Origin of the sequence: Gluconacetobacter tumulisoli (assembly GCF_014174155.1) — a bacterium.
GTDB classification, from domain to species: Bacteria; Pseudomonadota; Alphaproteobacteria; order Acetobacterales; family Acetobacteraceae; genus Gluconacetobacter; species Gluconacetobacter tumulisoli.
Genome location: NZ_JABEQM010000001.1, coordinates 123,942 through 145,485, shown reverse-complemented (window position 1 = coordinate 145,485; position 21,544 = coordinate 123,942). Strand labels below are relative to the sequence as shown.

The following is a 21,544-nucleotide window of genomic DNA, read 5'->3' as shown; positions in this document are numbered from 1 at the left end:
ATTCCATGGCCCCATCGCGAAGACCCCGCGATCCTGGAGCAGATCGCATTGGGGCCGAAGATCCAATCGCGCTCCAGAGGGAACTGGGACGGACGCCCGAATGGCGGCATATCCCGCCCCGGGCCGGAGTCGATTCTACGCGCTGCCGGTCGCGTCCGGCACCGGGGTGGGCAGCACCAGGGACCCGCTTTCGATCGCCGCCCGCAGCCGTGCCGGCGACACGGGACGGCCGAAATAGAAGCCCTGCGCCTCCTGGCAGTTCTGATCCTCGAGCCAGCGAAGCTGGTCCTCCCGCTCGATCCCCTCGGCAATGACCTTGATTCCCAGATTTTCCCCCAGGGCAAGGATCGCCTTGATGATCGTCCGGCTTCCGGACGAGGAATCGATTTCCTGGATGAAGGCTGAATCGATCTTGAGGCGGCGGATCGGCAACCGAGTCAGATAGATCAGGGACGCATAGCCCGTTCCGAAATCGTCGATGGTGATCGACACCCCCATCTGCTGCAGCGACGTCAGCTGGCGGCTGGCGGCTTCAGGATTTTCGATCAGCGCAGTTTCGGTCAGCTCCAGTTCCAGAAATGCAGGATCCAGACCGGTTTCCATGATCGCGTCGACCACCAGCTGGTAAACATCGTTCTCGCGAAAGAGGACCCCGGACAGGTTGACTGCCACGCGCAGCGGCATGCCGTCGCGCTTCCACAGCGCCGCCTGGCGACAAGCTTCCCGCAAGGTCCAGACGGTCATCGGCACGATCAGGCCCGTCTCCTCCGCCAGCGGCAGGAATCGCCCGGGATAGATCAGCTCGTCACCCGGCCTCGCCCACCGGATCAGGGCCTCGACCCCTACGACGGTACCTGACCGAAGATCGATCTCCGGCTGGTAGTGCAGGACGAATTCCTCCTTACCGACCGCGCTGCGTAACGCCTGCTCCAGTTCGGTCGCCGCGAAAAATGCCTGTTCCATCGCGGCGTCGAAAAAGGCGTAACGGCATCTTCCTTCGTTCTTGGCCTTGTACATGGCCAGGTCGGCGTGCTTGAGCAATGTCTCGAAATTCGTGTCGTCGCCGGGGAAGAGGGTCACGCCGACGCTGGCACCGACATTCATCGTCCGCTGGCCCAGGACGAACGGACGGGCGAAAATACCCACGATCCGTTCGGCCAGTTCCGCGGCGGCATCGGCGTCCACGATATCGTGGACGATCGCGAACTCGTCGCCCCCCAGGCGCGAGATGATCGCGGCATGCGGCAAAGCCGTCCGCAACCGGACGGAAACCTTGCGCAGCAGCAGGTCCCCGACCGTATGACCCTGGGTATCGTTGACCCCCTTGAAGCGGTCCAGGTCCAGCAACAGGAAGGCGAAGGGCGGACCATCCCCCTTCCGCTGGCCCAGCATCGTCTGAATCTCGACCTCCAGCTTGGACCGGCTCGGCAGTCCCGTCAGCTGGTCGTAATAGGCCAGGTGGTGCAGTTCCCACTCGGCCTTCTTCCGGTCGGTAATATCCAGCGACGTGGTCAGGACGTAGCGCAGGCCGGTGGAATCGTCATGAAGTGGAATCTTGGAGGTCAGCAGGACCCGTTCCATCCCGTACCGGTCGGCGATGGTTTCCTCATAGCGCGGCGTCGGCAGCCCGGTTTCCAGCACCTGGCGGTCACGGACCAGCGACGCCGCGCTGCCTGGCCCTTGCCGGGCGCCCAGCACTCGCGCGTGAAACCTGTTGGCGAAAATATAGTTCCCGTTCGCGTCCGTCGCGCTGACCATGGCCGGAACCGTGTCGATGACCTGCAGCAGCCTGTCGCGGCTGCCCCGCAGGATCTCAGCCCGTTCCTGGCGGCTGCTTTCCAGTTCCTGCTGCAATTCGACCGCCCTGACGCGCGCGCGCCGCCGATGCCAGCTGAGCTGCAGCAGGTTGCGCGCGCGCGTCAGGAATTCGGTATGATCAACGGGACTGAGCAGGAAATCCGTCGCGCCCGCGTCCAGCGCGTTGAGGCGGTAATCGCGGTCTTCATATGCTGTCACCACGATGACCGGCACGTCATGGCCCCAGTCCATGGCCCGGACGCGCGCGGTCAGAGCCGCCCCGTCCATCAGAGGCATCTTGTAGTCGGTGATGATCAGGTCGGGAATGTTGTCGTCCCCGAACCAGTCCAGCGCCTCGAGCGGCGTCGCGAAAACTTCGACCTGGATATCGGTCCCAAGCGTCATCGCCAGCCGCGCGAAGATCGTCCGATTGGTGGAACGGTCGTCAACGATGGCAACAAGTCGCATTCAAGCCTCGGCAGGATGGGAATTCTGGCCGGATACCCGGCATGGCAAATACCTGGATCCGTGCCGCAATGCGGCACGCGCATCGTCGTCGTGTGGAGGTCATTCCCCCGCGCCCGGTGTCGTATCCCCATATATGGCGGGACAGCATGGAGCATGACGCAGCCCCGTTGCCAAGCTTTTTTCCTCCTGGAATCCAGGCATGTGCGCCCGGGCACCAGGGCTGCGTGGCCCACCGCTCGGCCAGACGCCCGTCGCGTGATCGTCTCGTGCGGGCCCCGCAAACCGGGCGGCGCCCACTGTCGCAAAAGAGACACACCGGTATCGAAATATTTTTATACCCGCTTTTTTGAGCCGGTATCACCCGCAAAATCCATATTAAATTATTGAAACAAAATCGAAAGCAACGGAGTGCATTATCGTTGCGAAACAAAAAGGATGATCATATACGATATAAGCAATGGATCGTCGTTCGAGGATCCACAATGCGAGCAGGAAGCATGAAGGGCGTGGAGCAATGAGACGGAACAGTGTGACATGGGCGCTGCTGGCCACGACCATGTTTGTTTCGGGCGGGGGGACGATGTCTCTCGCCGCCCCCGCACACAAGGCACGGCATTCCGCGACGAAAGCGGCCGCCCCCACACCCAGCGCGGCCCCCGTCGCCGTCGCGGCGGCCCCGACACCAGCTGCCCCCGTCGTCCGCCGCCGCACGACGCTGCCCCGCGTGTCGGCCGAGGAAGTCGGCGTGACGGCCCGCCATCTCGTGCGCGGCGCTGACATCTCGGTCGGATCGGAAATGATCTCGCGCGCGGTTCCGGGCACCAACCCGCTGAAGGTCCTGGCATCCCAACCGGGCGTCATGTTCCAGTCGGATGATCCGCAGGGCGTCGACACCTGGTCTGCACAGATCTACATGCACGGGTTCATGCAGAACCAGATCGGCACGACGATGGATGACATCCCGCTGGGCGAGCTTGTCTATCGCAACTATAACGGCCTGAACCCCGTGCAGGCCATCAGCTCGGAAAACGTGCAGCGCCTGAACGTCTCGATGGGCGCCGGCGCCGAGGAAGTCGCCAGCACCAACAATCTGGGCGGCTCGATCGAGTACGTGTCCTCCGACCCGAAGAACAAGATGGGCGGGACGCTGGCTCAGACCTTCGGCAGCAACAATCTCTTCCACACCTTCATTCGCCTGGACAGCGGCAAGCTGAACAGCTCCGGCACCAAGTTCTTCGTGTCCTACATGCGTAACGACACGGACAAGTGGAAGGGCGGCGGCATCCAGTTCATGCAGCAGGTCAATGCGAAGCTGGTCCAGCCTGTCGGTGAAAACAGCCGCATCTCCGCGTTCTTCGATTACAGCAACCTGGCCCAGTTCAACTACCAGGATTACTCTCTGGATATCTGGAAGAACGGCGGAAAGAATATCGACAACTATTACAACGGGAAATATAGCGGCTACCAGGCAGCCTATGCCGCAGCGCTTTGCACCGCGTACGCCACGCCTCAGGCCGGTTGCAAATATCCCGCCAGCCTCAGCAAGATCGGTGACAAGGCCGATGCCGCCTATTATGACGGCGCAACTGCGGTTACCGACTATTTCGGCGGCCTGACGGGCGATTTCGAGCTGACGGACCGCGTCCGCTGGAAAACGACTGTCTACGGTCACGGCGAGACCAGCCATCTGACCTGGTCGAACCCGTTCTATCCCTCGCCGAACGGCGCGCCGATGTTCGAACAGGTGAAGGAGCCGGATATCCAGCGCTTCGGCATCCTGTCGTCCGCGACCTACGACATCGCCCACAACCATATCAGTGGCGGCGTCTGGTACGAGAACAACAAGTTCGTATCGAGCATGGTCGGCTATGAGCAGCCCCTGCTGGGCCAGGGCGCGCCGATCTATACGATCGGCGACTATTCCAAACTGACCCCGTTCATGAAGATCTTCGGGCAGACCATCAACACGAACACGTTCACCGCGTTCGTCGAAGACACCTACCACCCGGTCCGCAACCTCGACCTGCATTTCGGTTTCAAGTCGCTGCTCAACACGTCGCGCGCCGGCGATGGATATTACAACAACGCGTATTACGGCACTGCGGATACCATGGCTGCCGGCACGCTGACCTCGGCCGCCGCCTTCCTGCCGCATATCAGCGCGGACTGGCACTTCCTGCAGCATCACGAACTGTTCTTCGACGTCTCCGAAAACATGCATGCCTATCCGCAGGCGCAGTTCAAGACGGCCGCATCTCCGTTCGCGGTGACGCAGGCGGCTTACAACCTTGCCTCGCCGAGCCTGAAGCCGGAAACCGACTGGGCCTATTCGGTGGGATACCGCTTTACCCACCGCCTGCTGAGCGCCTCGCTCTACGCGTATCACGTCAATTACAAGAACCGTCTGCAGCAGATCACCGCCGGCAGCATCGTGAACCCGGTCGCTTCGGTGTTGAACGTGGGCGGCGTGACGATGAACGGCGTCGACGCCGGCCTGACGCTGACGCCGGTCGAGGGACTCTCGCTCTTCAACAGCGTGAGCTACAATCACTCGACCTATGACGACAACATTACGCAGGGCACCACGGTCTACCATCTGGCAGGCAGCCAGGTCGTCGCCTATCCGCGCTTCATGTATAAATCGAGCCTTTCCTACGAATGGGGCGACCTGCTGGCGCATATCGATGCAAACTATATGTCGCAGCGTAACCTGAGCTATAACGGCGACACCAAGGTTCCGGGCTACTGGCTGGCCAACGCAGGCCTGCGCTATCGCCTGGGCAACATGGGGAAATACAACCACCATCTCGCGTTCATGCAGAACCTGACTTTCGACTTCAACGTCTACAACCTCGCCAACACGACCTATGTCGCGACGATGGGCGAGAACGGCTTCCCGCTGTCGGGCGATTTCCAGTCCTTCGAACTCGGTGCGCCGCGTCAGTTCTTCGGATCCGTGCGCGTGGAATTCTGACGGTGAGGTGTGTCCCCTTCCTGGAAAGGGGCACGCCTGCCGAACACGCGACAGCGGGGCCGAACGCACGTTCGGCCCCGCTTCTTTGTCCGCGGAAGAAGATGGCCTTCACATCACTCGATATGCACGCGACGGGCTCGACCAGCCGCGCGTCGTCAATATCCACGCCCCCGGTTCACCAGCCCGACGGGCGTCTGCCCGGCCTGCAGCCGGCGCAGGTTGTCCACCACCTGATGGGCGGCGCTGGCCGGCGTTGTGTGGCTGGCCACGTGCGGCGTGAGGGTGATGGCGGGGTGATCCCAGAACGGATGATCCGCCGGCGGCGGTTCCTGTCCTGCGACATCGAGGATGGCGTGGGACAGATGCCCCGATTCCAGTGCTGCCATAAGATCGGCCTCGACCACATGGCCGCCACGCCCGCAATTGATTACCCCCGCCCCTTGCGGCAGGGCGGCGAAGGTCCGGGCCGACAGGATGCCCCGCGTCTCATCCGTCAGCGGCAGCAGGCAGATCAGGATGTCCGTCCGGTTCAGGAATGCGGCCAGAGCGTCCTGGCCGGCGAAGCAGGTCACGCCGTCGATGACGTGGGTGCCGCGGCTCCATCCCGCGCATGGGAAACCGAACAGATGCAACCGCCGCAGCAGGGCCGTCCCCAGGACACCCAGGCCCAGCACCCCGACCCGGCGGTCCCGCGCCAGGGGCTGGGTCAGCGGGCGCCAGTCATGCGCGGCCTGTAACCGGCGATAGGCCGGGGCCTGCCTGTGCAGCGCCAGCGTGGCCCATACGCCGTATTCGACCATCATGTCCGTCAGCGCCGGATCGACGATCCGCACCAGGCTGACGCTGTCGGGCAGGTCGAGCGACAGGAACTGATCCACCCCGGCGCCTTCCGAGAAGACGGCCCGCAGGTTGGGAAAGCGCGTCATGAGGTCGGACGGGGGCTTCCATGTCAGCAGATGGGTGACCGCGTCCGGATCGCCGACGTCGGGCCAGATGCGGATATCGAGGTCCGGTGCCAGGGCCGACAGGGCGGCCCGCCAGGCGGCGCTGCGTGCGGACGACGTTCTGATGACAAAGGACATGCTGCGGCTTCCTGCAACGATGCCGGGCACGCGGAATCCGCAGGCGTCCCGGACGAAGCCCGATTTATGAACGCCGCCCCGGCACCCGGCAAGGATCGCCCCGGCCCCGGGCGGCGGATGTCAGGCGTGCAGCGCCAGCGCGAACTGCGGGCTGGCGTCGTCACCCGCGGATTGAAGATTGGACAGCGTCACGCCCAGCAGGCGGATCCCCTGGTCGGGCGGAAAGCCGGGACGCAACAGGTCCCGCGCCACGCCCAGCAATTCCGCCTGCGTGGACGCCGGCGCCGGCAGCGAGCGCGCGCGCCCGGTCTGCCGGAAATCGGCATATTTGATTTTCACCGTCACCGTGCGGCCGCCCATCCCCCGCGCGGTGCAGGCTTGCCAGACGCGTCCCGACAGATCGTCCAACGCCGCCGTGGCCTCCGCCCACTCGTGGATATCGCGTTCGAATGTCCGTTCCGCGCCGATCGATTTGCGCCGGCGCTCCGCGTCGACGGGCCGGTCGTCCTGGCCCCGGGCGATGCCATGATAGAATGCGGCCGACTTGCCGAAATGCCGCGCCAGGACCGTCAGGTCCTGTCGGCGGAGGTCCAGGCCGGTGCGGATCCCCAGGGCGCGCATGCGGGCGGCGGTCGCGGGGCCGATTCCGTGAAAGGCCTCGACCGGCAGGGATTCGACAAAACCCGGCCCCATGCGCGGCGTGATGACGAACAGGCCGTCCGGCTTGCGGTAATCCGACGCCAGCTTGGCCAGGAATTTGTTGTACGACACGCCCGCCGACGCCGTCAGCCCGGTTTCCGCACAGATGGCGGCGCGGATCGCCTCGGCGATCGCGGTGGCGGACGGCGCTTCGACCAGGGGATGGGTGACGTCCAGATACGCCTCGTCCAGCGACAGCGGCTGGATCAGCGGCGTATAGCGCGCGAAGATCGCCTGGATCTGCGCCGAGACGGCCCGATAGACATCGAAGCGCGGCGGCACGAAGACCAGGTCGGGACATTTGCGCCGGGCGGTGACGGACGGCATGGCGGACCGCACGCCGTACCGACGGGCCTCGTAGCTGGCGGCCGCGACCACGCCGCGCTGGCGGCTGCCGCCGACCGCCACCGGCCGGCCCCGCAGGGCGGGATCGTCCCGTTGCTCGACGGACGCATAGAACGCATCCATGTCGATATGGATGATCCGGCGTATGGGCGCCGGCCCGGGATCGCGTTGCGCCATGTCCTCCTGCCCGGCGTCACCGACAGGTCCGTCCCGGGATGTCCCCGGGACGGAGGCGGTCAGGCGCAGGCCTTCCCCTTGCAGCAGATTTTCTTCTTCACGAAGCAGAGCACCGCCACCGCGAGGCCCAGGGCCAGAAGTCCCTTCAGGCACGGGGATTTCATCGAACATTTCACAGGGCAGTCAGCCATTTGTCTTTCTTTCCTTGCACGTGCGTCCGGCATCGGGATGGCCGGAGCGTTCCTGCATTCTACCCGCCCCAACCCACATGGCTACCCATCCCCGTCGCGCCAGCCCCCCGAACGTCAGACCCGTTTCCCGGAGTCCCGAACGGCGGGCGCGCCGGATACCGCATAAGCATCGGCCGCACGGACCAGATGGGCGATGTCGGACGGCAGGTCCGTCCCATCGACCGGCGGCCCGGCGGGTCCTTTCCCACGCAGCCGGGCCGCCATCGCCGCGCCGATCGCGGCATAGGCCGCCGCACGGTCGCCATCCGGGCGCGCCTGGCCCGACATCCGCTCCAGCCACGCAACGCTGGCCATCCCCGCAACCTGGCGCAGGGCCAGCAGCAGATCGGCCGCCAGATCCAGTTGGGCGGAGCGGCGCAGTCCTTCCAGCCGCAGGCGCTGGCGCGCGATCTCCGCGGCGGTGCTGGCCACGCCGGCGTCACGCCGGGCCGCGTCGATCCGCGCGGTATCCGACACCGCGGGGTCGGCCACCAGGGCAAGATAGCGCATGTTCGCCCCCACCGCCTCCGCCAGGCGGCCGGGGAAGGTCGCCACCGTTCGTTCGGGCCAGAGCACGAGGCAGCCCAGCAGCCCCACGACGCTGCCCAGCACGTTGTCGACCGCCCGGGCCAGCGCCACCCCCCAGCCATGGCCCGGACTGCCCAGGTCCGTCACCAGGACGAACAGGGGCGTGAGGAACAGGACGAACAGCGTGTAATTGACCGAACGCAGCGCGATCGTCGCGGCCGCCAGCGGAAAGATCAGCAGCAGCGTCGCCGCCATGGGCAGCGACGCGCCGAGAATGGCCGCCATGATCCCCCCCGCGACACTGCCGAGCATGCGTTCGACCATCCTCGGTCCCGTCGTCGCGGCCTGCGGCTGCATGACGACGACCACGGCCATGGTCGCCCAATAGGCATACGGCAGGCCCAGCAGGATGGTCAGCCCGTACGCCACGACCACCGCGACGGACAGGCGCGCGGCATGACGCGCCGCATGCGGCAGGACGATCCGGCGCCACCACGGCCCCGGCGGGGATCCGGACGCATGGGACGGGCCGGCCGGAGTACGGCCGCCGCCATCGGGGGCGCCGGCCACCGCCTCCGCCGCGCGTTCCCACGCATCCGCAAGCTCTTGCAGCGCGTCGCCGCAGACGGCCAGCGCCTGGGCGGCCACCCCGTCCACCGTGCGGGCCTGCCGGCGCAGCGACACCGCCAGCCGACGCATGCGGACATGATCCGGATCGACCCGCAGGACCTGCTGCCGCGTGCGGACGATGGCGGCGACGATCCGCCGCAGGGCGCGCCGGTCCGCCGGGCGCCCCGACCCATGCGCCGCGGCCCGATCGTGTTCCATCGCGATCAGCGCCACGAAGATCCGGTCACCGGCCTCGATCCCCGCCGACAATGCCCGCCGGACCGGGCTGCCGCCCTCCTCCGCCCCGATCGTGCCCACCATGCCGCGGGTCCGCTCGATCCGGGCCCGGATGGCGCGCCGATAGGCACCGACACGGGCGGTGGCCGGCTGGGCCGGCCCGGCGCCGGCCCGGTCCAGCAGGTCGTACGCCATCCCCGCCTCTTCGCGCAGCAGGGCCGCCGTGGCGCGCCGCGCCGGGGCATAGGGATCGACCGGCCATGCCAGGACGCAGATGGCCAGCGCCCAGCCGGCCCCCAGCGCGAACAGGCCGGCCAGCATCAGCGCCCCCGACGGCGCCATCGGATAACAGACCGCGACCACGCCCACGATGGCGGCCAGCACGCCCACCTGCGTCGCGGCGGCCCCATGCCCCCGGGCCAGGCCGCACAGGAACGTCACCGTCGCCAGCATGGGAAACGCCACGGCCAGCCCCATGCCGGCGACACAGGACATCAGCCCCGCCAGCACGGTGCCGACGATGCCGAACAGCACCATGGCGCGCAGGCGCGGACGGCGCGGACCACCCGGATCGACCAGGCAGGTCCAGAAGGCGGCAAAGGCGGACCAGGCCATCAGCGGCCGGCCCCACGCCGTCGCCAGCCCCATCATGACGCCGACCGCGATGGCCGAGCGCAGGCCTTCGCGCAGGCCAACCTGTTCGGGGGCGACCAGGATGGCGCGCATGCCCAGCCAGTGACCCAGCCGGGCGGCGCGTGACGCCTTCGCGGGCGCACCGAACAGTCGACGCAGGCGTGTCCGCCCCCTGTCGCGCATCGCATCGCGTGCCGGCATGCGGCCTCTAGGCCACCGGCCGGACGCGCCGGCCAAAGACCGGACGAGCAAAGGGTACGGAACAGTCCAGGACGGGCGGCACGGTGTGGAAACCCCAAGGGAGCAGTTTGTTATAACTGACGCGAAGCCGCCCCCTTGTCCATTCCCCCCGGCGCGCGGAGTTCTGCGATCAGGGCAGTTCCGCGATCACGTCGACCTCGATCAGCCATTCGGGCCGTGCCAGCGCAACGACGACCAGGCCGGTAAAGACCGGAAAGACCCCCTTGAGCCAGCGGCCGAGGACGCGGTACGTCGCCTCGCGATACCGGATGTCGGTCAGATAGACCGTCACCTTGCAGATGTGCGACAGGTCGGACCCGGCCTCATCCAGCAGCAGCGCGATGTTCGCCATCACCTTTTCGGCCTGGCCGACGGGATCGCCCACCGCGACATTTTCCCGCGTGTCCAGGTCCTGCGGCACCTGTCCGCGCAGATAGACCGTCTTGCCCGCGACCACGGCCTGGCACAGATCGTTGTCCAAATCCTGCTCGGGATAGGTGTCCTTCGTATTGAAGGGGCGGATGCGCTTGTGGATCATCGTCGAATTTCCTGTTCGGTCGTTGCGGATCAGGACGCGCGGTCCAGCACGCGCGGGTCCAGCCCGGCGGACCGCTGCACGAACGAGAGCGGGCTGTCCCAGTCGAAATTGCGATATACCGCCGCCAGATGCGCGAAGGGCGGCGACTGGGCGAACAGCTGGAACGTCAGGCGGTGCCCCGCATAATCCGAATTCAGCAGGTCGCGGCCATAGGCCAGCAGGCGGCGGCGGTCGGTGGCCGCCCAGGCGTCGTTGATGGTGTAGAATTTCTCCAGCCACGGTCCCGTTTCGGGGTCGGCGAAGGCCGCCGCGTCGGGCGTGACGCAGATCTGGCCGCCGCACAGCTCGCGCGCCAGATGCATCATCTCGTGCAACTGGGAACAGGCCAGCACACGGCCGCTGAACAGCAGCGACTGGTTCGGCATCAGCAGGCCGCCGGGGCTGGGCTCGGCAGTGGCGATCGCCGCCGTCAGGTGGGCGTTGATCCCTTCGCGATAGCACGCCAGGCGCGCCAGCTTCTCCTGCACCGCCTGCTGGCGGTCCAGGCCGGTCTGGCGCACGTTGAACAGCGCGGTGCCGATCATCATGTCCGCCAGCTTCAGGTTGCGCTGCACGAAGGCGAACGCGCTGTAGCGATGCAGGGTGGCGCGGATGAAGGTCGCGGCCTTGGTGTGCCGGTAGAACAGCACGTTTTCCCACGGGATCAGCACATCGTCGAAGATGACCAGGGCCTCGACCTCGTCATACCGGTTCGACAGCGGATAATCCTCGGCCGGCGCGCGGCCGGCGAAGCCCGTGCGACAGATGAATTTCAGGTTCGGCGAGGAAAAATCGCAGACGAACCCGACCGCGTAATCCGACAGCGCCGCATCGCCCCAGTTCGCGATCGTCGGCTTGGTGAAGGCCTGGTTGGCATAGGCGGCGGCGGTTTCGTATTTCGCGCCGCGCACGACAATGCCGGCATCGGTTTCCCGCACGACATGCAGCAGCATGTCCGGGTCCTGGTCCTGCGGCCGCTTGGACCGGTCGCCCTTGGGATCGGTATTGGCCGAGACATGGAACGGATCGGCGCGGATCGCCTTGTCGACATGATGGCGGATATTGCGCGAAAAGGTCGGATCGACCTCGTTCAGGATCTCCTGCCCGTCGAACAGCGACCACATCTCGCCGATCGTCTCGTCGCCCACGCGGGTGACGACGCCGCCGACCTCGTCCAGCACCGTGTCGGTCGCCAGGCGTTTCGCCTGCCAGTCCGCCTGGGTGCGCGGCAGCTTCAGCGCGATGGAGGAGGGCTCGCCATTTTCGTCCAGCCACGTCATGCGGTCGCGGAACGCGGCCTCGTGCTGCATGTCGTAGATGCGGGCGCGGATGTCGACGATGGGCTTGAACATCGGATGCCGCGTCACGTCGGCCACGCGCTCGCCATTCATCCAGACCCGGCGCCCGTCGCGGATCGAATCGATATAGTCCTGACCGGTGCGTATCATGAAACCGTCCTCGTTCTCGTCAGGCCGAAGCCGAAAGGCCGACCGGCCGGCAGAATTCCCGCCGGCAATACAGAAGCGCGCTGGCGTCGCGGACGACGGTGCGCAGGACCCGGCCGATGACGATCACATGCGTGCCGGCCTGCACCACCTGTTCGGGCGTGCAGGTCAGGGTGGCAATCGCATCGTCCAGGCAGATTTCCCCCTGCGTGCCGGCCTGCCACGCGCCGCAGCCGAAATCGTAGGCCGGATAGCGTCCGTCACGGCCGGCGAAGCGTTCCGCCATCTCGGCCTGCGCCGGTGAAAGCATGTTGACCGTATAGAGCCGGTTGGCCGCCAGGGGCCCGGCGATCGGGCTGCGCTGGTTGATGCAGGCCAGCACCATCGGCGGATCGGCCGACACCGAGACGACCGAGCTGACGGTGATGCCATAGCGGCCCGCCGGCCCATTGGTGACCACGATCCCCACGGGTGCCGCGACCCGGCTCATCGCCTCCAGGAACAGGGCGCGGGCCTCGGCCTGGTCCGCGTGCGTCTCGTCCCCATACATGTCCTGCGCCATCTGCCACTCCCCTGTTGCCGGAAGCCCTGGACCATCCGTCCGATCCTGACGGTCCCATATCCCGAACCTCACAAAAAGAAATGAATACGGACGATTTTCGTCAGTTTTTCCGACGCATCTGCATCACGGCGATGCAGCCGGCGGATCATTCGTCGCCCGGCACGCCGTAGGACGGCGCGGCGTCGGGATTCAGCGCCCGTTCGACATAATCGTACATCTGCGGCCGCCAGACCGCCCAGATGTCCGCCAGGCGGCCGACGGGCCGGTCGTCCCAATCCACCCGCAGGTCCGTCAGCGGCCAGGCTTCGCGGTCCACCACCACCATGCCGGCGGAATGGACCGGCCCGGCCTCGCCGCCCGCGGCCAGGCCGGCCTGCAACGCCAGCAGCAGCCGGTCGCCCAGTTCCAGCGCCGGGTCGCTGCCTTCGAACGCGCGCACGATCGCGCCTGGAACCTCGCGATTGGCCAGCAGGTTGCCCGCCGATACCACGTCCGCCCCACGGGCGCTGGCGTACAGCCCCAACGTGCCGCTGCCCGACCAGACGGCCGTGCCGCCGTGCCGGTCGACGATCGTCAGTTGCCGGAAGGCGCTGCCGGGCGCGGTGCGGGACAGGACAATGCAGCATTCCTCGGCCGTCAGCCCGCGCGCCAGCAGGTCCAGCCCCGCCGGCCCCAGCCGAGGGTCGGTCACGTTCTGCGTCGTCACCGCGCCGACCCCGGCGCGGGCCCAGGCACAGCGCGCCGCGACCGCCGGCGACGAGGAGACGACGGCCGATCCGAACTGGCCGGTCCTGGCGCAGCGCGCCGCGATGGAAAAGGTCATGGCAGCCTCCCGCCCGGCAAGGACATGCCCATTCGCCCGTCCGGACCTGATGGAACTGTGCATGACAATCCCGGCACGATCGCCCCGGTTTTTCCGATCCCCATACCCGGAAAAGCCGGGGCCGATGCCCAGCAAGCCGGCAGGAACGGGGACGGACGTCCGCGCCGACCGCCCACGGTTGCGCGCCGTCGCCGGCGCGCGATAGATGGACGCACCGTCACGCCGTACGGACCGCGCATGCATCCCCCCAGACGCTTCCTGCCCTCGCTCTCCCTCCTGACGGCGTTCGAGGCCGCCGCCCGCACCGGCAGCATCACCCGCGCCGCCCACGAACTGTCGCTGACGCAGAGCGCGGTCAGCCGGCAGATCAAGGCGCTGGAAGACCGGCTGGGCGTCGAATTGTTCACCCGCGACCGCCAGACCATCCGCCTGACACCCGGGGGGGATTCCTATGCCCGCGAAATCCGCGAGGCCCTGCGCCGCATCAGCACCGCGTCGCTGTACCTGCGCGGCAACCCCTATGGCGGCACGCTGAACCTGGCCACGCTGCCGACCTTCGGCGCGCGCTGGCTGGCCCCGCGCCTGCCTGCCTTCCTGGCCGCCTGCCCCGGCATCACGATCAACGTGGGCACGCGATTGTCCTATTTCGATTTCCGCCTGGAATCGTTCGACGCCGCGATCCATTTCGGCCAGCCCGACTGGCAGGGCTGCCAGACCGACCTGCTGCGGCAGGAAACCGCCGTGCCCGTCTGCAGCCCCGACCTGGCGCGGCGGTTCGACATCCACACCCAGGACGACATCCTGAAGGCGCCGCTTCTGCATATGGTGACCCGTCCGGATGCCTGGGAGCGCTGGCTGGGCACGCAGGGGGTGGCGTTCGACCTGGTCCACGGCATGCTGTTCGACCAGTTCACCATGGTGGCCGAGGCCTGTGTCGCCGGCCTGGGCGTGGCCCTGCTGCCGACGTTCCTGATCGCGGACGAACTGCGCGCGGGCCGGCTCGTGGTCCTGTTCGACCGGCCGGCCGAGGAACGGGACGCCTATTACCTGGTCTGGCCCGCCGAACGCGCGGATTATGGCCCGCTGGCCTGCTTCCGGGACTGGATCCTGGCGGAAACCGCCATCGACCGCCTGGCCGCCCCCGGCGGCACGCCGAGCGGACCTGGGTGGCATTCCCCCCGGGAATGACCTGTTTACGATTTGCCGATGGCGGCACGTCCGCGCCGATCCTATCGTGATCCCCGTTTGAAGCAGCCGAGACGAACCCCACGATGGCGCCTGTCCCTTCCCCCGGCCCCGACGCGATCCGCCTGGCCTTTTCCCGTGCGATGTCCGCAATGTATCGCAGCGAGGTCCCGCAATACGGAACGCTGCTGGACCTGGTGCGCGACGTCAATGCGGCGGTGCTGGACGCTGATCCGGCCCTGCGCGCGCATCTGGCCCGGACCGGGGAGCTGGAGCGCATCGGCGACGAGCGGCACGGCGCGATCCGCCTGGGCACGGCGGCGGAACTGTCCGATATCCGGCGGGTCTTCGCCGTGATGGGCATGGAACCGGTGGGGTATTACGACCTGGCGGCGGCGGGCGTGCCCGTTCATTCCACCGCTTTCCGCCCGGTCGGCGACACGGCGTTGGCGGCGTGCCCGTTTCGCGTCTTCACCTCGCTGATCCGGCTGGAACTGATCGAGGATCCCGAACTGCGCGCCCGCGCCGCCGCCATCCTTGCCCGCCGGCAGATCGTCAGCCCCCGCCTGATGGCGCTGGTTGCCCGGCACGAAGCCGGCGACGCGCTGGATTCGCACGAGGGTGCGGAATTCGTCGCCGAGGCGCTGGAAATCTTCCGCTGGCACAGCGCCGCGACGGTCGATTTCGACATCTATCGCCAGTTGCATGCCGCCCACCGCCTGATCGCCGACGTGGTGTGCTTCCGGGGGCCGCACATCAATCACCTGACGCCCCGCACCCTGGACATCGACCGGGTGCAGGCCCTGATGCCCGCGCGTGGCATCACGCCCAAGGAGACGATCGAAGGACCGCCGCCGCGCCGTTGCCCGATCCTGTTGCGGCAGACCAGCTTCAAGGCGCTGGAGGAGGCGATCGCCTTCACCTCGCCCGACGGCGCACCGGTCGCCGGCCACCACACCGCGCGCTTCGGCGAGATCGAGCAGCGCGGCGCCGCCCTGACCGAGGCCGGCCGCATGCTGTACGACCGCCTGCTGGCCCACGCCCGGGCCAATGCCGGCGGACGACCCTACGACCAGGCCCTGCGTGACGTCTTCACGGCCTTTCCCGATACGTGGGACGGCCTGCGCCGGCAGGGGCTGGCGTTTTTCCGCTATGCCGCCACACCGGCCGGCCGGGCGGCGGACGCCGCAGACCGCGACGGCCTGGATGTGGACGGGCTGATCGATGCCGGATTCCTGGCCTGCGATCCCCTGGTCTACGAGGATTTCCTGCCCGTCAGCGCCGCCGGCATCTTCCAGTCCAACCTGGGCGGCGGCGGCCCGCAGGCATACCGGCCGTCGGACGCCCGCGCGGCGTTCGAGGCCGCGCTGGGCCGCCCGGTCCTGAACGAGCTCGACCTTTATGCGACGCAGCAGGCGGCGTCCCTGCGCCAGGCCCTGGCCGACTTGGACCGGAGCGACCTCGCCGCCTAGATCATTGTTTCAGGAGCCTTTACTGACGGCCGCCTGACACGGTCAGAACGCCAGAAGATTGTCCCGGAACTGCCGATGCTCGTACGCCCTGCGCGTCAATCCGCGCTGCTGGAGGGCGGGTATCAGCCCATCGGTGATTTCGGCGACGCTCCTGCGGCTGACATCGGGAAGGGTGATCAGAAATCCGTCCCCGCCGACCTCCTGCATGATTTCGTCCATCTGCGCCGCCACCCCGTCCGGGGTACCGACGAGATCGACACTGGCACCGCTGGAACTGTATGCGACAATCGCTTCGCGCAGCGTGTTCTTGCCGGCCTTGCGAAGGAAACCGGCGAGGCTCGACTGATGGCCGTTGGTCGAAAGCGACCCCACCGGGGCGTCGAGATCGTGGCCGGAGAAATCGATGTTCGTGATCCAGCCCAGTTGCGCGAGCTTCTTGTCCACGTTCTGCGTCGCCTCGGTCACCCGCCGCGCCGCGCGCTCGCGCGCTTCCGCCTCGGACCCGCCCAGAACCGGGGAGATCATGAACAGGATCTTGCATCCGTCCGGGTTGCGTCCGGCCGCGCGCATCTGCGCGCGGACGTCGTTGCGATACTCCTTCATCGCCTCGATCCCCTTGGGGTGCGCCACGATCGTGTCGGCATGGCGCGCCGCGATGGCCCGTCCCTTCGCCGAGCCGCCGGCCTGCGCGATGACCGGACGGCCCTGCGGGCACGGGCCGGAATTCAGCGGCCCGCGGCTGGCGTAATATTCTCCCTTGAAATCGATCGTATGGACCTTTTCGGGGTCGATCAGCACGCCGGTCTTGCGGTCGGCGACAATGGCACCGGGCTCCCACGAATCCCACAACCGTGTCACGACATCGATATATTCCGCCGCCATCTCGTACCGGTGGTCATGTTCGGGGAGGTGGTCCATGCCGAAATTCTGTGCGGCGTAGTCCGAGCTTCCGGTGACCATGTTCCAGCCTGCCCGTCCGCCCGATATCTGGTCCAGCGTTCCCACCATCCGTGCCGTCAGATAGGGATGATAGGCGAAGGTGGACAGCGTCGGCACCACGCCCAGGCGCGACGTCGCCGCCAGCATCAGGGACGCGACGACCGAGGGCTCCTGCCGCGGAACGGACATGCCGTTCCTGAGGAACAGGTCGCGGCGATTTTCCCAATTCTGGCCGATATAGATCGAATCCTCGATCAGGATGTAGTCGAATCCGGCACGCTCGATGGATCGGGCAAGATCGAGGAACATGCCCGCCGACATCCAGTCCTCGCTGATATTGCCCGTCCACGGCTCTCCCCAGGCCTGAATGCTCGAACCCTGAAGGAACCAGGCGAGATGGAACGGATCGGCAGCCATGGGGATCTCCGTCGGAAAGGACCGGGGTGAAAACGATTGTGCATCGTAACGTCTGGCGCGAACAGAGTATTTCCACTCCGCAACGCCAGTGTGGGGCATGGGGCATGTTGTCTCTCCCCCCTTGTCTACGCCGGGGGAACGAAAGGCTGGACGACCTCCGCAAAGGCGTCCATTCCCTCGCATCGCGCGGAGTGAACGGCGAGCGGGGGCCAATGACCCCGCGCGTGGATGGCCGGATGGGCTTCCGCGAGAAACCGAAACGCACAGGCGACGGCGATATCGGCGTGGCCCGGCCGTCCCCCCGACCAGAAGGGCGCGGCATGTGTCGCACGATCCGCTTCCAGGACGTCCAGGACACTGCCCACCTGCGTCATGCACCGCCCGATCCAGGTCTCGGACGTGGTCTCATGCAGGGCACGCTCGTAGATCAGGCTGACCATCTTGTCGCACAGGCCGGTCGCCAACGCGCATGTCTTCAGCGCCGCGCGACGATCGGCCCCTGACGCGGGAAGCATGCTGCGCCCGGCACCGGCCCGTTCGTCCAGATAATCCAGGATCGCCGCGCTTTCGATGAGCACCTCGCCATCGTCGAGGAGCAGCGTGGGCACGCGGCGCAGCGGGTTGTATGCGGCCAGCCTCTCCGCATCGCCGAAGGTCGACCAGGGCCAATGCGCGTAGGGCAGATCATACAGCCGCAGGGCAACGGCCACGCGCCGGACGAAGGGTGAGTCATACTGACCGATCAGGATCATCGTCTCTCCGATGACAACGGGATTGGACCACGCCACCGCATTCCATGATGGCATCGGAACGATCGCCGCGCCAGAGCCTCAATCCGGCTGGCAGTCCCCGCGACCACCCGACACGGCGTCCGGTCCATTACGGGACGATGTCCGGCCGGATCGCATCGCACAGCCCGATATCGACCCCCGGCGCATAAGGCAGGCCCACGACATCATGCAGGTACGCCTGCGTCGCGCGACAGACGGCCGCGGCGGCGTGGGACCGCAGCGAGGACGCGATGACATGGGTGTCCGCATCGGGGAAATCCACGCGCCGCCGCAGGGTGTCGGGGGTCGCCAGCCTGTCATACATCTTCCGCATCGCGGCCACCGACACGGTCGGGTCCTGATGATCGGGATCGCGATCGTAATATCCCATGAAGACCGGGGCCGTGACCTGGCGGAACACATCGTCGGTCATCAGCCCCCGCGTCAGTTCGGCCAGGGCGACATAGCCGTCCAGATGCACGTCCCCCGTCCAGACCGGGCCCAATGCCGGTTCGTGCGTCACGTCCTGCCCATGATTATGGACCAGCCACATCAGCGACGTGCCCCACGGCCACAGCAACGGATCCAGCTGGTTGCCGCGTTCGCGCACCAGCGGCGACCACAGCACCAGGGCGGACACCGCCTGCGGCTGCTGCGCGGCCAGCGCCAGCGCCAATGCCCCGCCGGTCGAGGTCCCGATGACGATCACCCGGTCCCCGATCGCCCGGCCGACCGCCAGCGCGGTGGCCGCGCCCTGCATCAGTCGCGCGGCCGACAGGCCCCGCATGGCGTCGGGGGCGCGCAACCCATGCCCCGGCAGCCGGGACAGATACAGGTTGCAGCCGAACAGCCGCGCCAGGTCCCGATGCGCGGGAAAGCCCTCGCCCTGGCTGGCGGTGAAGCCGTGCAGATAGACCATGGCGCAGGCCGTCCGCGCCGGATGCACCGGATCGGCCCAGACGATCCGGGCCCCGGTATCCGGACGCAGGGGCCCCGCCCGGCGTTCCCCGGCCGCGATCCACGCGTCCAACGCCGCCGGGTCACGCGGAACGTCCGGCAGGACGACATTCCCCGTCCACGGCCGCACGCGCGGCCCCGCGGCGAGCAGGAAGGCCAATGCCACCGACAGCACCACCCCGCTCCGCCGCCACCCTGCCCATCGGCCGTTCATTCTGGCCCCCGCATCATCCCTCTCCGCACCCTTGTCGCCACCATAGTGTTCCATTGCGGATCCGTCATATTCTGCCGCGACGGTCCCCTTGCTGCCCGAGGTTCGTCAAAGCGGCCCCTGGTTGCCGACCGCGATTTCAGATTTCATACAATGGCCTGACAAGAACTGCTCTCCGGAGAGGGGTGGATGCAAAAATTGCACCTTTTGCCGTTCACGGAACGGCATTTCGAAATGCTTTCCGGCTGGTTTCGAGACCCGAGAGAACTCGCGCAATGGGGAGGCACGGCTCTGGCCCATCCTCTCGACAGAACGCAATTGAACCATATGCTGGACGAAGGCGGCTTTTCTCCGCCCGCACGACTGTGCTGGATGGCCGGGGATGATGCTGGCAACGCGGTCGGGCACGCACAGCTCGCGTTTGACTGGCGAGACGGCGTTGCAAGAATGTGCAGGGTGGCGATCGATCCGCATAAGCGCGGAGAAGGTCTGGCCGTTCCGATGTTGCGCGCCGTCATGGAGAAGGCCTTCTCCCATCGCCAGATCGAACGCGTCGAACTCAACGTCTATAGCTGGAACAAGGCCGCTATCCGCACCTATTTGCGGCTTGGTTTCGTTCAGGAAGGGATCAGACGATCATCGGCCCGGGTCGGAAGCGAACGGTGGGATACGGTGATGATGGGAATCCTGCGTCCGGAATGGTTGAAGACGGAAGAGGCGGGCTCGTCGGTATCAATGGGTCGCGTGCTGCCAGCTTGATACAAGCGTCACGCAGACCGACTGTACGCCTGGGTTCAGGTCAAGGGGATTGCCGTTCGCGGCAACCGAAGATTTCGGGACAGCCGGTAGAAAAACCGACGGCGAAACGGACGGTCCTTGGGAACACGCGGGTGATCGAGATCATCAGCAGAATCATGCACCCTGCCTGCCCCCCTGTTCCGAGGGGGCCGCGCATCTGCACGCAGAAAATCTGCTTACCAAATATCTGCTATTGAAACTCCGGGACACGAGGTCCGCTTTCCGATCTCCTAATCCGCAAGACGAATGAAAGGGAGGGGCCGTCATGCAACGGGCCGCTCCAGGGACGCGTCGATCTCCAGCGCCAGACGCGCCATTTTCAGTGCGCCGTCCCTGCTGGCCGCGCCGCAGATGAAGCGGGCCGGGTGCGCGAAGACCGCATCCGGAACGCCGGACACCTGGGCGAGCGCTTCCCGTTCCAGGCCGCCCCATGCCTGCGGCAGGGAAACCCGTTGTCCGAAATCGCCCCGCTTGGGCGGCACGGCCTTGACGTTCCACTGGCCGGCCGCGGCCGGCGAAACCACGTAGACGACGGGAAGGTCCTGTTCGAAAATCACCTTCTCGGTCGGCATTCCCGTGTCCATGACCAGGATGCGTTTGTCGTCCGCCCGGTCATAGGCCGCCATCACCCGGTTCGCCGCCTTCAGGCCGGCACGCACGCGGTCAACCATATTGACCAGATGAGACGCCACGGCGACCGCGGCATTCGCAAAGCCCTGGGCCTCGCGCGACCGCGCCTCGTCCGGGCCATACAGTTCGGCGGTATCCCAGGCCGGACCGCAGGCCGACACGATGTCCGCCAGGGACAGCTTGCCCATCTTCGCGACACCATTGTCGTCCTGGTCGATCGGCAGGACCAGGGCGTGATCGACGGCCTGCCAGATCGCGGCGAGCCCGTCGTCGTCTACCGGCGTCGCGAGAATATTGCGGATCGCCGCGACCCCGTAATCCTTCCACAGCAATCCGGCGGCGCTGTAGGGCGTGCCGTCCTCGCGGAGCGGCTTGTCCTTCATGTGATGGTCGTATCGTCCCCTGGACGGTTCATACGCACCGCCCACGTCGAACACGATGTCGGCCGCCTTGATGCGTTCCGGCGACCGCGTGCGCGTGAAATCAAGCCGATCGACGGGCGCGTCCGCGAGGACACGCCCCCTCAGATCGCCCCGCGGCGCCAGGGCATAATGCAGGATGACATATCCCAGCGTTTCATCGACATGGAAATTCCCTGAATGGGTCAGCGCCTTGACGGTTTCCGTCCCATCTTCGAGACCAATGGGCGTGTGCTCTGACATACAAGTACCTGCTGACAAACAAGGGTGGATTTCCGATCGTGCTCCGTCATGCCGCACGGGCCCCGGCCACACAACAC

The 21,544-nt window shown here is 66.7% G+C and carries 16 protein-coding genes; 4 read left to right on the top strand and 12 right to left on the bottom strand.

Features of this window, described 5'->3' with window-relative positions; translation table 11 throughout:
* Positions 1-135 precede the first annotated feature (135 nt).
* On the bottom strand, positions 136-2,265 hold the full coding sequence (locus HLH28_RS00635) for a putative bifunctional diguanylate cyclase/phosphodiesterase (protein WP_182953156.1): 2,130 nt from the start codon (positions 2,263-2,265) through the stop codon (positions 136-138).
* Between the two features lie 514 nt (positions 2,266-2,779).
* Here HLH28_RS00635 and HLH28_RS00630 point away from each other — a divergent pair.
* On the top strand, positions 2,780-5,239 hold the full coding sequence (locus HLH28_RS00630) for a TonB-dependent receptor (protein WP_182953154.1): 2,460 nt from the start codon (positions 2,780-2,782) through the stop codon (positions 5,237-5,239).
* A gap of 155 nt (positions 5,240-5,394) precedes the next feature.
* On the opposite strand, the gene HLH28_RS00625 is transcribed toward HLH28_RS00630, so the two are convergent.
* From HLH28_RS00625 to HLH28_RS00595, 7 genes are all read right to left on the bottom strand, one after another.
* Positions 5,395-6,321, bottom strand: a complete 927-nt coding sequence (locus HLH28_RS00625) for a 2-hydroxyacid dehydrogenase (RefSeq protein WP_182953151.1) — start codon at positions 6,319-6,321, stop codon at positions 5,395-5,397.
* A 120-nt stretch (positions 6,322-6,441) separates the two neighbouring features.
* Positions 6,442-7,542, bottom strand: coding sequence for a DNA polymerase IV (gene dinB, locus HLH28_RS00620; protein ID WP_182953149.1), 1,101 nt, complete (start codon positions 7,540-7,542; stop codon positions 6,442-6,444).
* Between the two features lie 305 nt (positions 7,543-7,847).
* Positions 7,848-9,980 carry an FUSC family protein gene (locus HLH28_RS00615; RefSeq protein ID WP_182953147.1) on the bottom strand — a complete coding sequence of 711 codons (2,133 nt, stop codon included), beginning with the start codon at positions 9,978-9,980 and terminating at the stop codon, positions 7,848-7,850.
* Between the two features lie 169 nt (positions 9,981-10,149).
* Complete coding sequence (locus tag HLH28_RS00610; protein ID WP_182953145.1) at positions 10,150-10,557, bottom strand: RidA family protein; 408 nt, start codon at positions 10,555-10,557, stop codon at positions 10,150-10,152.
* Positions 10,558-10,586: 29 nt separating this feature from the next.
* Positions 10,587-12,044, bottom strand: coding sequence for a 4-hydroxyphenylacetate 3-hydroxylase family protein (locus tag HLH28_RS00605; RefSeq protein WP_182953143.1), 1,458 nt, complete (start codon positions 12,042-12,044; stop codon positions 10,587-10,589).
* A gap of 19 nt (positions 12,045-12,063) precedes the next feature.
* Entirely contained in the window at positions 12,064-12,603 is a 540-nt protein-coding gene (locus HLH28_RS00600; RefSeq protein ID WP_246395564.1) for a flavin reductase family protein, read from the bottom strand.
* A gap of 145 nt (positions 12,604-12,748) precedes the next feature.
* Positions 12,749-13,426, bottom strand: coding sequence for a DUF1028 domain-containing protein (locus HLH28_RS00595; RefSeq protein WP_182953141.1), 678 nt, complete (start codon positions 13,424-13,426; stop codon positions 12,749-12,751).
* A 237-nt stretch (positions 13,427-13,663) separates the two neighbouring features.
* Between HLH28_RS00595 and HLH28_RS00590 the strand changes: the two genes are divergently transcribed.
* The gene (locus tag HLH28_RS00590; RefSeq protein WP_182953138.1) at positions 13,664-14,614 is read left to right on the top strand and encodes a LysR substrate-binding domain-containing protein; all 951 of its coding nucleotides are present in this window, start codon (positions 13,664-13,666) and stop codon (positions 14,612-14,614) included.
* 83 nt (positions 14,615-14,697) lie between these two features.
* Positions 14,698-16,083, top strand: coding sequence for a 2-oxoadipate dioxygenase/decarboxylase HglS (gene hglS, locus HLH28_RS00585; RefSeq protein ID WP_182953136.1), 1,386 nt, complete (start codon positions 14,698-14,700; stop codon positions 16,081-16,083).
* A 42-nt stretch (positions 16,084-16,125) separates the two neighbouring features.
* Here the strand turns inward: hglS and HLH28_RS00580 are convergent, their stop codons facing one another.
* The 3 genes from HLH28_RS00580 to HLH28_RS00570 form a co-directional block, all read right to left on the bottom strand.
* A complete protein-coding gene (locus HLH28_RS00580; RefSeq protein ID WP_182953133.1) occupies positions 16,126-17,439 on the bottom strand; it encodes an NtaA/DmoA family FMN-dependent monooxygenase in 1,314 nt (437 codons plus the stop codon).
* A gap of 125 nt (positions 17,440-17,564) precedes the next feature.
* The gene (locus HLH28_RS00575; RefSeq protein ID WP_182953131.1) at positions 17,565-18,191 is read right to left on the bottom strand and encodes a glutathione S-transferase family protein; all 627 of its coding nucleotides are present in this window, start codon (positions 18,189-18,191) and stop codon (positions 17,565-17,567) included.
* A gap of 127 nt (positions 18,192-18,318) precedes the next feature.
* Positions 18,319-19,380, bottom strand: coding sequence for an alpha/beta hydrolase (locus tag HLH28_RS00570; protein WP_246395563.1), 1,062 nt, complete (start codon positions 19,378-19,380; stop codon positions 18,319-18,321).
* 186 nt (positions 19,381-19,566) lie between these two features.
* Here HLH28_RS00570 and HLH28_RS00565 point away from each other — a divergent pair, with 186 nt between their 5' ends.
* Positions 19,567-20,136: a GNAT family N-acetyltransferase gene (locus HLH28_RS00565; RefSeq protein ID WP_182953129.1), complete on the top strand. Its 570-nt coding sequence runs from the start codon at positions 19,567-19,569 to the stop codon at positions 20,134-20,136.
* 302 nt (positions 20,137-20,438) lie between these two features.
* Here the strand turns inward: HLH28_RS00565 and HLH28_RS00560 are convergent, their stop codons facing one another.
* A complete protein-coding gene (locus HLH28_RS00560; protein WP_182953127.1) occupies positions 20,439-21,467 on the bottom strand; it encodes an MYG1 family protein in 1,029 nt (342 codons plus the stop codon).
* Positions 21,468-21,544: the final 77 nt, after the last annotated feature.